We start from the raw sequence: 13,572 nt of genomic DNA, 5'->3' as shown, positions 1-13,572 counted from the left end.
GGGTGGGCTCAATATTTCGAGGAAACGGCCGCGGTGACGGTGGCGACGGCGTTTTCGAAGCGTTCGAGGCCGGTGGCGATTTCTTCGGCGGTGACGATAAGGGCGGGGATCAGTCGGACGACATTGCCTGCGGGCCCGCACGTGAGGGTGAGCAGGCCGTGGCGGGTCGTGGCCTGTTGGACTGCTGCCGCGGTGGCGCCGTCGGGGCCGCCGGCTTCGGTGGTGAATTCAATGCCTTGCATCAGGCCCTTGCCGCGGACGTCGCCAATGGCGGGGACGCGGGCCTGGATTTCCTTTAGTCCGGCCTGGAGTTGCTCGCCGCGGATCCGTGAGTTTTCCACTAACCCTTCGTCACGAATGACATCGAGGGTGGCGACGCCGGCGGCGGCAGAGACCGCATTACCGCCATAGGTCCCGCCCTGGGACCCGGGCCAGCCCCTGGACATCAGTTCGGTGGAAGCGGCGATTGCGGAGATCGGAAATCCGGAGGCGATGCCCTTCGCAGTGATGAGGATGTCAGGGATGGCGGCGGAGTACTGGTGCCCCCAGAACTTGCCCATGCGGCCTACGCCTGTCTGGACTTCGTCGAAGATCAGCCGGATGCCGTGCCGGTCGGCACGTTCGCGCAGTCCCTCCAGGAACGCCGCCGGAGTGGGCAGATACCCACCCTCGCCGAGGGCCGGTTCGATCAGGAATGCTGCGGTGTCGTTGGGCGCGGTGCGGGTTTGCAGCAGGTAGTCCAGTTCCTTTAATGCGAATTCCACGGCGGCCGCCTCATCCCAGCCGTAGCGGTAGGCGTAGGGGAAGGCGGACATGTGCACCCCCGACATCAGCGGGGAGAACCCTGCGGAGAACTTCGTTCCGGCGGTGGTCAGCGAAGCCGCCGCAACCGTCCGACCATGGAAACCGCCCTGGAACACTACGAGGTTTGGCCGGCCCGTGGCCATTCTGGCCAAACGGATCGCAGCCTCCACCGCCTCCGATCCGGAATTGGCATAAAACACCGAGTCCAAGCCTTCCGGCAGCACCTCGCCAAGCTTCTCGGTCAACGCCAGCAACGGCTTGTGCATCACCGTGGTGTACTGGGCGTGAATGATCTTTCCCACCTGACCGCGGGCCGCCTCCACTACCCGCGGGTGGCAATGACCCGTGCTCGTCACCCCGATGCCGGTAGTGAAATCAAGGTACGTTTTTCCATCGGTCGCGTAGATCCAACTGCCCAGGGCGTGATCGACTGTCAGTGGGGTCGCCTGCTTCAACAGAGGGCTAAGGGAGGCCATGCGTCCCATGATGCGCGTCACATTATTTTATTGTCAACAATCGTCGATCAAGTTAGTGTCAGAGGTGGGATACCGCGGATTTGAGCGGAGGCACCGCTCAATCCGCCGGGGCGCGGTTCTTGATGATTTTCCGAAAACACAAGGAGCAACCATGAGCACAGCATCAGCCGCCGTTGCGCGACAGGGTGTCCTGGCCGACGCCCTGGTCCCCAGCACCGCCTTGGCCAACACCGCGCTGGTTGTCGGCGGGGCAGGCCTGACCGCCGTCATGGCGCAGTTGGCCGTACCGCTGTGGCCGGTCCCGATCACCGGCCAGACCCTGGCCGTCCTGCTGGTCGGCAGCACGCTGGGCCCGGTCCGCGGCATGCTGTCGATGGCACTGTACTGGGTGGCCGGCGTGGCCGGCATGCCGGTGTTCAGCGACGCCTCCTCCGGCCTGGCCGCCGCCGTTGGCCCGACCGGCGGCTACCTGGTGGGCTTCATCGCCGCCGCGGGGCTGACCGGCTGGCTGGCCAAGCGCAACTGGGACAAAAAGTTCCTGGGCGCCACCGTTTCATTCTTGGCGGGCACCGTGATCACCTTCGTCTTCGGCATGGCCTGGCTGGCCATTTCCCTGGGCGCCGACCTGCAGCAGACGCTCGAGTGGGGCCTATACCCGTTCATCATCGGCGGCATCGTGAAGTCGCTGATCGCGGCAGCCGCCATGCCGGCCGCGTGGAAGCTGGCGGCCCGACTGCCCAAGGACTCTGCCCGCGCCTAAGGGACTCGACCCGCCCGCTTGGAATGCCCCTGCTCTAGGACGTGATGCCACCTGAGGCTACTCGTATCGTGTCCACTTGAATTCCGGGCTCCCTCAATGCTTGTTCCAACAAGACGCCGCCGCTGCACCGAGTCCAGTTCAGGTGTCGTCCGGGAATGCTGAGTAGCGATCCGGTCTGGATCCTGTTCGGCGCCCCTTAGCGCGTGCCCCGCTTTGTTGGTAGAGCGCTAGGACGACGGCGAGCATGGCTGCGGCGGCGATCTGCTGCCACTCTCCCTCGAACGCCTTGAGCTTTTCCGAGCCGGAGGCGTTGAAGGACCCGTGAAGGAGGCCGACGATGAGGATGCTTCCGCCCGCGCCCAGATACACCATGCCGGCCAAGAGCCTGAAAATCGGGGCGAAGAGAAACAGGACCGCCCAATAGAAAAGCACCTCCCGGACGGGCGTCCCCGTGAAGCCTTTGTCCGCGAAGGCGAGGGGGAGGTGGATGAGGGCAAAGGGTAAGGCTGTCAGCAGCGAGCCGGCGATCAGGCCCCACCGCTCCATCAGCCGGTGCTGTACCACGGCGGTCCAGGCCAGCTCCTCCCAGATATTCGCCAGCACAGCCCCGACGAGGATGGCATTGAGGAAATAGTTGCCGGTTTCAGCGGCCCAGCCGGCTTCCGGTTGCCGAAAAGACCCGGTCGCCGCGGCGATCAGCAGGGTCAGCACGGGTATGGCGAGCAGGGCGGCGATATACCAGCCGACGCCTACCCGCCAGCGGACAGCCTGCCGAAAAAGGCCCCGGACCGCCTTCCCGCCGCCGGAGGCTGCGGTCACGAGGACCGCCGTACCCAGCAGGATCAGCAGCTCTGCCAGGAGCCCGGGCACAACGTTGCCCAGCAAAACGATCGATATCGCCTGCGCCGCCCACGTCAGCCCGATCGCAATGACCACAAAGGCAGTTACCGGATGCCGGGCGATCAGGCGTCCCGCAGGACCTCCGCGGGGAGATGGCGCCGGTTCGGCTCTCGAGGCACCGTTACCCATGCTCACCCCATTCCAAGAGCGCAAAATGGTCAGCTTATTCGGAGTTTGGGCGCCTGCGGTTGCGCTTGGTCTCCGAGCGCAACCGTTTCGATTCGAGCCGGCGGCGCCGCGAGCCAGCCGTGGGCCGGGTTGCCCGCCGGACGACAGGCGGAGTCACCGCGTCCCGCAGGAGTGCGACGAGGCGTTGCCGCGCCGCAGCCCTGTTTTGCCGCTGGGAGCGGTGTTCGGAGGCGCTGATGGTGAGCACCGTGCCCGAGATCCTCTCGGAGAGCCTGGCGACGGCGCGATCGCGTTGGATCTCGCTGAGCGCCGTCGTGGTCCCCAGATCGAGACTGAGCTGCACACGTGAGTCGGCGGTGTTGACGCTCTGGCCGCCAGGGCCCGAGGCTCGGGAGAACTGCTCGACCAGCTCTCCCGCCGGCACCCGGAGGCCGCGGGGCGCGCCGGGTCCCGGGGGCACATGCAGGTCGTCCACACGATTTATTGTGCCGCAACTCCGACGCGGCGCAGCTGGCTGGGGGCTTCTTTTTTGTCCTCCCGGCTCGCTAGCATGTCGCGCATGGCCATCAAACTGGAGAACGTCGGTATCGCCGTTCGCGACCTCGAAGCAGCGATCGCCTTCTTCACTGACCTCGGCCTGACGGTCCTCGGCCGTGACACGGTCAGCGGTGACTGGACCGACACCGCCGTCGGGCTCGACGGCAACCACGCCAACATCGCGATGCTCCAGACCCCGGACGGTCACGGCCGGCTCGAACTCTTCGAGTACCTCCACCCCGAAGCGATCGAGTCTTCGCCCACCCGCCCGAACGAGATCGGCATGCACCGGGTCGCTTTCTCGGTAGACGATTTGGACAAGGCCCTCGAAATAGCCGCGAAACACGGCTGCCGGCCGCTTCGCGGGGTGGCGACTTATGAGGACGCCTATAGGCTCACGTACGTCCGCGGTCCCAGCGGCATCATCGTGATGCTCGCCGAGGAACTGAAGAAGAACTGACCGGTGCCGGCGTCGCTCCGGCACCGGCACACCCAGCGTGAAGGGGCGGAACGATCATGGGAACCCTCGCCTTTGTGGCAACAACGTCCATCGACGGCTACGTCGCCGATGCCGACGGCGACTTCCAGTGGACGGGCCCGAGCGATGCCGTGTTCGCCGTGCACCTCGAGCGCATGGCGGAGGTGTCCACCGAGGTGCTCGGGCGGAGAACCTATGCGTTGATGGGGTACTGGGACACCTATCCGGACGGCGAGGACCGTCCTGTGGCTGAGCGGGAGTTCGCCCGGCGCTGGCGGGGCCTGGACAAGGTCGTGGTGTCGTCGACCATGACGGTCGAAGAGCTCACCTCGGACCGGGCACGCATCGTGCCGCGCCTGAGCCTGGTCGAGCTGCAGCGGGTCGTGGAGCGTGCGAAGGGTGTAGTCGAGATCTTCGGGCCCACGGTCGCGGCAGACGCGATCCGTGCGGGCCTGGTTGACGACTTCCGGTTCTTTGTGGTGCCAAAGATGGTGGGGGGAGGCCTGCGCGCCCTGCCCGACGACGTGCACCTCGACCTGAGCCTTACCGAACACAGAATCTTCGACAACGGCATCGCGTACCTGCGATACATTCCTCGACAACCCGCCAAGGCACCATAAGGATGGAGGGGTGCCTGTCATCGGATTCCACGCATCCCACGAACAGATCTCGCCCGCCCAGCTGCTGCAGGACGTGAAACTGGCAGAGGAGGCGGGGTTCGACGCCGCCATGTGCTCGGACCACATCGAGCCGTGGTCCGCGCGCCAAGGTCATTCCGGCTTCGCCTGGTCCTGGCTCGGTGCGGCGCTGGCCACCACCGCGCTGCGGTTCGGCGTGGTCACCGCCCCCGGCCAGCGCTACCATCCGGCGATCATTGCCCACGCCGCGGCGACCTTGGCCGTCATGTTTCCGGGCCGGTTCTGGATGGCGCCGGGCAGTGGCGAGAACTCCAACGAGCACATCACGGGCGACGCCTGGCCCGCCAAGGACGTGCGCCAGCAGCGGCTGGAGGAGTCCGTGGAGGTGATCCGCCGCCTGCACGACGGCGAGGAGGTCACCCACCGCGGACTGGTCACCGTCGAGCACGCCCGGATTTGGGAGGTGCCCGAGCCCAAGCCCGAGCTGATCGCCCCCGCCATCAGCGTGGAGACCGCCCGCCGTGCCGCGCGCTGGGCGGACGGGCTGATCACCGTCAACCAGGCGCCGGAGCAGCTCAGGAAGGTCCTCGCCGGCTACCGGGACCATGGCGGCCGCGGGAAGGCCGCGCTGCAGGTGCACCTGTCCTGGGCGCCGTCGGAGGAGGCGGCCGTCGAGATCGGCCTGGACCAGTGGCGCTCCAACACCTTCGCCCCGCACGTGGCCGCGGACCTGGCCACGGCAGGCCACTTCGACGCCGTGAGCGAGCACGTCGGCGAGGACCAGTTGCGCAAGGCGGTCAACGTATCGGCCAGCACGGGCCGGCATGTGGAGTGGCTGCAGGAGTATCTGGACTTGGGCTTCGACGAGCTGTACCTGCACTTCGTGGGCCAGGAGCAGCGGCCCTTCATCGAGACGTTCGCCGGCGAGGTCCTGCCGAAACTGCGCTGACGGACCGGACCGCATGGACGGGAAGCGAGGAGTAGCCAGTGAGGATTACCGACACGTCCGACCTGTGGTGGAAGACAGCTGTTGTCTACTGCCTGGACGTGGAAACGTACTTCGATTCCGACGGCGACGGCGTGGGCGACTTCGCCGGCCTGGCCCAGCGCGTGGATTACCTGGCCGAGCTGGGCGTCACCTGCATCTGGCTGATGCCCTTTTATCCGACGCCCGAACGGGACGACGGCTACGACGTCACGGACTTCTACGGCGTGGACCGGCGGCTGGGAGACCATGGGGACTTGGTGGAGTTCCTCCGCACGGCCCGGGACCGCGGCATGCGGGTCATCGCGGACCTGGTGGTCAACCACACCTCCGACCAGCATCCATGGTTCCAGTCCGCGCGCCGGTCCACGGACAGTCCCTACCGGGACTACTATGTGTGGCGGTCCGACCCGCCGCCGGACACCTCCCGGGAGGTTGTGTTCCCGGACCAGGAGCGGTCCATCTGGACCCAGGATTCGCCCTCGGGGGAGTGGTATCTGCACCGCTTCTACAGGCATCAGCCGGACCTGAACGTGACCAACCCCGAGGTCAGGAACCATATCGCCAAGGCCATGGGCTTCTGGCTGGAGCTGGGGCTTGACGGTTTTCGGGTTGACGCGGTGCCCTTCTTCCTTGAAACCACGGGGCAGGACGGGTCCGGGCTGCCGGATCCGCACGAATTCCTGCGGGACCTTCGCCGTTTCCTGAGCCGTCGCCGCGGCGATGGAATACTGCTCGGCGAAGTCAACCTGCCCTACGAGGACCAGCTGATCTTCTTCGGCGGCAGCGACGGCGACGAACTGAACGTGATGTTCGACTTCATCGCCATGCAGAACATGTACCTCTCCCTGGCCCGGCAGGACGCGGGCCCGCTGGCGAAGGCCCTGCAGGGCAGGCCGGCCATCAACCCGGACAACCAGTGGGCCACCTTCGTGCGCAACCACGACGAGCTGACGCTGGACAAGCTCACCGAGGAGGAGCGCCGAGAGGTCTTCGCGGCCTTCGGGCCCGAGGAACAGATGCAGCTTTACGGCCGCGGTCTTAAACGCCGCCTGCCCCCGATGCTGGGCGGAGACCCGCGCCGGATCAGGATGGTGTATTCGCTCCTGTTTTCCCTGCCCGGCACCCCGGTGCTGTACTACGGCGAGGAGATCGGCATGGGGGAGAACCTGGACGCGGAAGGCCGCCTGGCGGTCCGCACCCCCATGCAGTGGACGAACGGTCCGAACGCGGGCTTCTCCACCGCCGAGCCCGGACAGTTGATCTCGCCGCTGGCCGACGGCGGCTTCGGCCCGCAGTTCGTCAACGCAGCCCAGGCCAAACGGGACCCGGAGTCCCTGTGGAACTTCATGGCCACGTTGATCAAGCGCTACCGGGAGTGCCCGGAGCTGGGCTGGGGGCACTTCGAGATCCTCGACCAGCCGGAGAAGTCCGTGCTGGCGCACCGCTGCACCTGGGAGGAGTCCAGCATGGTGCTGCTGCATAACCTCTCGTCCGATCCAGTTACCGTCGTGCTGAATCTGGCCACGCAGGACCGGCCCGCGGAAATGCTCCGGGCCGTGCCGCTGCTGGACCTGCTGGGTGGCGCAGACGTGAAAATCGCCGAGGACGGCACCTGCACCCTGCCCCTCGAGGGGTTCGGCTACAAGTGGCTGCGCCTGCAGCATCCCGAGGACCGGCGGCTACCGTAGGTTGGCGCGCGGTTTCAGGACACAGTACCGAGAAAAGTCAGGGTACGGCCCGGTGGCGCGGGCTGTCCGGGTTCATCAGTGAGTGCTTGCGGCTGTAGAACAGGTAGATGGCCAGGCCGATGATCAGCCAGACCACGAAGCGCAGCCAGGTTTCCCAGTGCAGCTGGAGCATCAGGAAGCCGGAGGCCAGGACCCCGAAGGCCGGGACGACCGGCATCCACGGCAGCCGGAAAGTCCGCGGCACCTCGGGACGGGTGCGCCTCAGCACGATTACGGCCACACAAACCACCACGAAGGCGGCCAGGATGCCGATGTTGGTGAGGTCCGCCACGGCCCGGATGGGGAACACTCCGGCCAGCAGCGCCGACGCGATGCCGGCGATCCAGGTCACCCGCTGCGGGGTGCCGTGCCGGTCCGTCGCCGCAAACCAGGACGGCAGCAGCCCGTCGCGGCTCATGGAGAACCACACCCGCGTCACGCCCAGCAGGAAGGTGAGCATCACGGTCAGGATCGAAACAACGGCGAAGGCGGCAATGATCGTGGCCACGACCGGCAGCCCGACCGACTCGAAGGCGGACGCGAACCCCGCGGTGGGGCTGATGTCCCTGTAGTTCTGCATGCCGGTCAGCACCAGGGTGGCCAGCACATAGAGAGTCATCGCGATGGCCAGCGACAGCAGGATCGCCTTCGGCATGTGCTTCTTGCCGTCGACGGATTCCTCTGCCGCCGTGCTCATCGCGTCATAGCCGAACACCGCGAAGAACACGGTGGCGGCTCCGGCCAGTACCGGACCGAATCCGGAGGGCATAAACGGGTTGTAGTTGCCCGGGTTCACGAAGAAGAACCCCAGCCCGATGATGAAGAGGATCAGCAGGATCTTCAGCCCCACCGCTATCAGTTCGAACCGGCCGAAGGTGCGGGTCCCGCGGCTGAGGATCCAGGTAATCAGCAGGCAGACCACGATGGCCGGCAGGTTGACCACGCCGCCCTCGACCGTGTCGGCGGTGCCCTCCATCCACGCCGGGACCTGGACGCCGATGCCCTCCATAAAGGCGCTGAAATAGCCCGAGATGCCGATGGCGACGACGGCGACGATGGCAGTGTATTCCAGCAGCAGGTCCCAGCCGATGAACCAGCCGATGACCTCCCCCAGGGCCACATAGCCATAGGTGTAGGCCGAACCGGCAAACGGGATCATGCCCGCGAATTCCGCGTACGACAGGGCCGCCGCCGCGCTGGCCAGGCCGGCAATGAGGAAGGAAATGAGCACCGCCGGGCCGACCGGAGCCGCCTCGGGGCCGCCGTTGGCCACCAGCCCGGCCAACGTGAAAATGCCGATGCCGATGATCCCGCCGACGCCGATCGCGGTCAGCTGCCAGACGCCCAGGCTTTTGGACAGATGGCTTTCCCCGCTCTCCTCCGCCAGCTCCGTGATCGGCTTGCGCCGGAGGAGGGACTGGGAACCGCTCCAAGTAGCCATGCCAGACTCCGATGTTCGCGCCTGCATCTGCGGCCGGAGCCTGCGCCAGGGGCGGCTCCGTCCCGCCGATGCCCCGTACGTGTCCGAGTATGGACCGCGCGCTGCCCGCAGGGAATACCTTGCCGGCCCTCACGCGCAAAACCGGCAAACACCGGCCCCGGTCTGGCCCGCGGCGGGTAGCTTCGAGACAGGGACAAGCCGAAGACCGTGGACGAGTACCAGGCGGCGTTCCCCGCAGGCGCCCGCTCGCTGCTGGGGGAGCAGCCTGTGCCCGCGGAGCCGATCCTCCGGCGTCGTCGTTTCCCCTGTTGTCCGTGAATTGGATGGGTTAGGGTGGGCCCATGTCGCGGTTCAGCTTCCTGGAGTGGCCGGTGGTACGGCAGTTCCGCACGAGTGATTCTCTCGGGCGGGGCGAGGCCGTGACCTCGCAGCGGACCCGTGAAATCGCTCCCCGGACGTCCACCGCGGACCGCGTGGTGCAGAGCGTGTGTCCATACTGCGCGGTGGGCTGCGGCCAGCGTGTCTTCGTCAAGGACGAAAAGGTTGTCCAGATCGAGGGTGACCCGGATTCGCCGATCTCGCGCGGCCGGCTCTGCCCCAAGGGATCCGCCAGCGAGCAGTTGGTCAACGCGCCCGGCCGGCAGACGAGGGTGCTCTACCGGGCGCCCCACGCCAAGGACTGGCAGCACCTTGACCTGGACACCGCCGTCGACATGATTGCCGACAGGTTCCTCGACGCGCGCCGGAACACGTGGCAGCAAAGCGATGAGCACGGCCGGCCGCTCCGGCGGACCATGGGCATCGCCGGGCTGGGCGGGGCGACCCTCGACAACGAAGAAAACTATCTGATCAAGAAACTCTTCACCGCTGCGGGCGCCATCCAGCTCGAGAACCAGGCCCGCATTTGACACTCCGCAACGGTTCCCAGTTTGGGAACCTCGTTCGGACGCGGCGGCGCGACGCAATCGCTGCAGGACATGGCCAACGCCGACTGCATCGTCATCCAGGGCTCCAACATGGCCGAGTGCCATCCCGTGGGCTACCAGTGGGTGACGGAAGCCAGGGCCCGCGGCGCGAAGGTCATCCATGTGGATCCGCGGTTTACCCGCACCAGCGCGGTGGCAGACAGGCACGTGCCCATCCGGGCCGGTTCGGACATCGTGTTGCTGGGCGCCCTGATCAATTACGTGATCAGCAACGATCTGTGGTTCAAGGATTACGTGCGGGCCTATACCAATGCGGCGACCCTGGTGAACCAAGAGTTCCGTGACACCGAGGACCTGGACGGGCTGTTCTCCGGATTCGATCCGGAAACGGGCCAGTACGACCTCGCGTCCTGGGCCTATGAACGGAAGGCGGAGGCCGGAGAAGCCGGCGGCCACGAACACGGCGCCGACACCGCGGACCGGGCGGCCGGGCACCAGTACGGCAGCGGCGGGCCGACCCTGGCCCACCCCGATTTCGAGCAGGATCCCACGCTGGAGCACCCGCGGACGGTGTTCCAGATCCTGAAACGGCACTATGCCCGGTACACCCCGGAGATGGTCCGGGACGCCTGCGGCATTTCCCTGGCGGATTTCGACTACCTGGCGCGGGCGGTCACGGAGAACTCCGGACGCGACCGGACCACCTGCTTTGCGTATTCCGTCGGCTGGACCCAGCACACCGTGGGCGCGCAGTACATCCGGACCGCGGCGATCCTGCAGCTCCTGCTGGGCAACATGGGCCGGCCGGGCGGGGGAATCATGGCGCTGCGCGGCCATGCCAGCATCCAGGGCTCCACCGACATCCCGACCCTGTTCAACCTGTTGCCCGGCTACCTCCCCATGCCGAAGGCCGAGATGGAGACGTTGCAGGACTACCTCGGCGGCATCGCGTCGCCGGACCAAAAGGGCTACTGGGCCGACGCCGATGCCTACACCATCAGCCTGCTCAAGGCCTGGTGGGGCGACGCGGCCCGTGAGGACTCGGACTGGGGCTACGGCTACCTTCCGCGCATCAACGGCCCGCACGGGACCTACCAGACAGTCATGGGCATGCTGGCCGATGAGGTCGAGGGCTACTTCCTGTTCGGCCAGAACCCCGCGGTCGGATCCGCCAACGGGCGCATGCAGCGCCTTGGCATGTCCCATCTGAAATGGCTGGTGGTGCGCGACCTGAACCTCATCGAGTCGGCGACGTGGTGGAAGGACGGCCCCGAGATCGCCACGGGCGAGCTGCGGACCGAGGACATCGGCACCGAAGTCTTCTTCCTGCCGGCGGCGACGCACGTGGAAAAGGCCGGAACCTTCACGCAGACCCAGCGGCTCCTGCAATGGCGGCACCAGGCCATCCAGCCGCCGGGGGACTGCCGCAGCGAACTGCAGTTCTTCTACGAGCTGGGCCAACGCCTCCGGGCAAAGCTGGCGGATTCGACCGATGAACGGGACCGGCCGCTGCTGGACCTCACGTGGGACTATCCCACCGACGAACACGGCGACCCCGACGGGGAGGCGGTGCTCGCGGAAATCAACGGCCGGCATCTCACCGGTCCCCGCGCCGGCATGCCCCTCTCGTCGTACACCGAGATGCGCCCCGACGGCTCGACCTCGGGAGGATGCTGGATCTATACGGGCGTGTATGCCGACGGCATCAACCACGCCGCCGACCGCAAGCCCGGCCAGGAACAAGGGCCGGTCGCCTCCGAGTGGGGCTGGGCCTGGCCGGCGAACCGGCGGATCCTTTACAACCGCGCGTCGGCGGACCCCGACGGCAAGCCCTGGAGCGAACGCAAGAAGTACGTCTGGTGGGACCCGGAGCAGAACCGGTGGACCGGGGAGGACGTCCCCGATTTCCCGCTGGACCGCGCTCCCGGGAGCAGGCCGGATCCGACGGCCGGCGGCGCCGCCGGGCTGGCCGGCGACGACCCGTTCATCATGCAGGCCGACGGCAAGGGGTGGCTGTTCGCGCCCAAGGGCATGGTGGACGGGCCGCTGCCGACCCACTACGAGCCGCAGGAATCTCCGGTCGCCAACCCGCTCTACGGGCAGCAGCAGAATCCCGCCCGGCTCACCTTCCCGCGCGCAGACAATCTCAGCGCCCCGAGTGCCAACGTGCCCGGTGCGGACATCTACCCCTTTGTGTTCACCACGTACCGCTTGACCGAACACCACACGGCCGGCGGGATGAGCCGGTGGCTGCCGTACCTCTCGGAGCTGCAGCCGGAAATGTTCTGCGAAGTGTCGCCGGAACTGGCGGCGGAACGCGGCCTGGAACCCTACGGCTGGGCGACAATCGTCTCGCCGCGGGCAGCCATCGAGGCCAAGGTGCTCGTGACCGAACGGATGAAGCCGCTGGTCATCGGCGGGCGCACGGTGCACCAAATCGGGGTGCCCTACCACTGGGGCGTCGGACAGGAAGCGGTCATCAGCGGGGACGCAGCCAACGATCTGCTGGGCGTGACCCTCGACCCCAACGTGCAGATCCAGGAATCCAAGGCCGGATCGTGCGACATCCTCCCGGGCCGCCGTCCCCGGGGCCCGGAACTGCTCGCCCTGGTCGCCGAATACCAGGCCCGCGCCGGGGTGACACCCGAGACCGGCAGCGACAAGATCACCCACCCCGGCCCCGTGCCGGGCGATGACACCACGAGGGAAGGCTCATGAACCGGCTGACCGAAGCGCCCGGGGACATTCCGCACACCGGACACCCGCGCAAGGGCTTCTTCACGGACACCTCGATCTGCATCGGCTGCAAGGCGTGCGAGGTGGCCTGCAAGGAATGGAACCGCAATCCCGCCGACCCGCAGCACGAGCTGCTGCAGTCCTCCTACGACAACACCGGCTCGCTGGGAGCCGACACGTGGCGCCACGTCGCCTTCGTCGAGCAGGACCGCGGGCGGATCGAAAAGGCGCGCGACTCCGGGCGCGCACTCGTCAGCCTCGGCATGCCAGGCATCGGCCCGCCGGGAAGCGCGGCTGCAGCAGGGAAGCCTCCGGGGGTGGATACCACGCCCCCCGATACGCCTGATTTCCGCTGGCTGATGTCCTCGGATGTGTGCAAGCACTGCACCAACGCCGGGTGCCTGGACGTGTGCCCCACCGGTGCGCTGTTCCGCACCGAGCACGGCACCGTGGTGGTGCAGGACGACGTCTGCAACGGTTGCGGCACCTGCGTCGCGGGATGCCCGTTCGGCGTGATCGAACGGCGCAGCGACGGCACGGCAGGACCGAAGACACAGCGCGACTTCACCCCGGGGGAACAGGCCCCGACCCGCAACGTCGGTGTCGCCCAGAAGTGCACGCTGTGCTACGACCGGATCACCGACGGCCAGACGCCGGCCTGCGCCCAGGCGTGCCCCACGACGTCGATCAAGTACGGCGAGCGCGAGGAAATGGTGGCCACCGCGAAGCAGCGGGTAGCAGAACTCCACTCGCAGGGGCTGACCGAGGCACGCCTCTACGGGGCCAACGATGCCGACGGCGTGGGCGGCACCGGTTCCGTGTTCCTGCTGCTCGACGAACCGGAGGTGTACGGGCTGCCGCCGGACCCGCGCGTGCCCACGGCGGACCTGCCGCGCATGTTCAAACGGGCCGGCATCGCCGCGGCCGGCATGTTGGCCGCGGCCACGGCCGCCTTCCTGACGGGAGGCCGCGGGTGACCGTCTCCGACTTCGACAGCTACCGCCCGCCCGAGCCGCCGCGCCGCTCCCGGCG

General features: G+C 67.2%; 11 protein-coding genes. 7 read left to right on the top strand and 4 right to left on the bottom strand.

Annotation, left to right across the window (positions count from 1 at the left end; genetic code table 11):
- Nucleotides 1-8: 8 nt before the first annotated feature.
- On the bottom strand, nt 9-1,280 hold the full coding sequence (locus AC5RUH_RS09320; RefSeq protein ID WP_494128438.1) for an aspartate aminotransferase family protein: 1,272 nt from the start codon (nt 1,278-1,280) through the stop codon (nt 9-11).
- A gap of 151 nt (nt 1,281-1,431) precedes the next feature.
- On the opposite strand from AC5RUH_RS09320, the gene AC5RUH_RS09315 reads away from it, so the two are divergent.
- Nucleotides 1,432-2,040: a biotin transporter BioY gene (locus AC5RUH_RS09315; RefSeq protein WP_494075572.1), complete on the top strand. Its 609-nt coding sequence runs from the start codon at nt 1,432-1,434 to the stop codon at nt 2,038-2,040.
- A 138-nt stretch (nt 2,041-2,178) separates the two neighbouring features.
- On the opposite strand, the gene AC5RUH_RS09310 is transcribed toward AC5RUH_RS09315, so the two are convergent.
- Together AC5RUH_RS09310 and arfB are read right to left on the bottom strand one after the other, a co-directional pair.
- Nucleotides 2,179-2,976, bottom strand: coding sequence for a CPBP family intramembrane glutamic endopeptidase (locus tag AC5RUH_RS09310; RefSeq protein ID WP_494110083.1), 798 nt, complete (start codon nt 2,974-2,976; stop codon nt 2,179-2,181).
- A gap of 127 nt (nt 2,977-3,103) precedes the next feature.
- Nucleotides 3,104-3,544, bottom strand: coding sequence for an alternative ribosome rescue aminoacyl-tRNA hydrolase ArfB (arfB, locus tag AC5RUH_RS09305; protein WP_494128412.1), 441 nt, complete (start codon nt 3,542-3,544; stop codon nt 3,104-3,106).
- A gap of 84 nt (nt 3,545-3,628) precedes the next feature.
- On the opposite strand from arfB, the gene AC5RUH_RS09300 reads away from it, so the two are divergent.
- From AC5RUH_RS09300 to AC5RUH_RS09285, 4 genes are all read left to right on the top strand, one after another.
- Nucleotides 3,629-4,066 (top strand): VOC family protein, encoded by a 438-nt coding sequence (locus AC5RUH_RS09300; RefSeq protein ID WP_494000331.1) that lies wholly within the window; start codon nt 3,629-3,631, stop codon nt 4,064-4,066.
- Between the two features lie 74 nt (nt 4,067-4,140).
- A complete protein-coding gene (locus AC5RUH_RS09295) occupies nt 4,141-4,704 on the top strand; it encodes a dihydrofolate reductase family protein (protein WP_494128411.1) in 564 nt (187 codons plus the stop codon).
- A gap of 10 nt (nt 4,705-4,714) precedes the next feature.
- Complete coding sequence (locus AC5RUH_RS09290; RefSeq protein ID WP_494128410.1) at nt 4,715-5,671, top strand: TIGR03885 family FMN-dependent LLM class oxidoreductase; 957 nt, start codon at nt 4,715-4,717, stop codon at nt 5,669-5,671.
- Nucleotides 5,672-5,709: 38 nt separating this feature from the next.
- The gene (locus AC5RUH_RS09285; protein ID WP_494128409.1) at nt 5,710-7,398 is read left to right on the top strand and encodes an alpha-amylase family protein; all 1,689 of its coding nucleotides are present in this window, start codon (nt 5,710-5,712) and stop codon (nt 7,396-7,398) included.
- 37 nt (nt 7,399-7,435) lie between these two features.
- Here the strand turns inward: AC5RUH_RS09285 and AC5RUH_RS09280 are convergent, their stop codons facing one another.
- Entirely contained in the window at nt 7,436-8,878 is a 1,443-nt protein-coding gene (locus tag AC5RUH_RS09280; RefSeq protein ID WP_494128408.1) for an amino acid permease, read from the bottom strand.
- A 341-nt stretch (nt 8,879-9,219) separates the two neighbouring features.
- On the opposite strand from AC5RUH_RS09280, the gene fdh reads away from it, so the two are divergent.
- Entirely contained in the window at nt 9,220-12,522 is a 3,303-nt protein-coding gene (gene fdh, locus AC5RUH_RS09275) for a formate dehydrogenase (RefSeq protein WP_494022603.1), read from the top strand.
- Nucleotides 12,519-13,517, top strand: a complete 999-nt coding sequence (locus tag AC5RUH_RS09270; protein WP_494022604.1) for a 4Fe-4S dicluster domain-containing protein — start codon at nt 12,519-12,521, stop codon at nt 13,515-13,517. The genes fdh and AC5RUH_RS09270 overlap by 4 nt, the downstream gene beginning before the upstream one ends.
- The last annotated feature ends 55 nt before the right edge of the window (nt 13,518-13,572 follow it).

The organism is Arthrobacter sp. Y3223166 (assembly GCF_059090935.1).
Note: the sequence above shows the minus strand (reverse complement) of the source record. Positions and strands in the feature narration are given on the sequence as shown.

Bases quoted from the DNA above. Each gene is read 5' to 3' on its own strand.
- AC5RUH_RS09320 (WP_494128438.1), bottom strand. From the start codon at position 1,280: ATGGCCTCCCTTAGCCCTCTGTTGAAGCAGGCGACCCCACTGACAGTC.
- AC5RUH_RS09315 (WP_494075572.1), top strand. From the start codon at position 1,432: ATGAGCACAGCATCAGCCGCCGTTGCGCGACAGGGTGTCCTGGCCGAC.
- AC5RUH_RS09300 (WP_494000331.1), top strand. From the start codon at position 3,629: ATGGCCATCAAACTGGAGAACGTCGGTATCGCCGTTCGCGACCTCGAA.
- AC5RUH_RS09280 (WP_494128408.1), bottom strand. From the start codon at position 8,878: ATGGCTACTTGGAGCGGTTCCCAGTCCCTCCTCCGGCGCAAGCCGATC.
- AC5RUH_RS09270 (WP_494022604.1), top strand. From the start codon at position 12,519: ATGAACCGGCTGACCGAAGCGCCCGGGGACATTCCGCACACCGGACAC.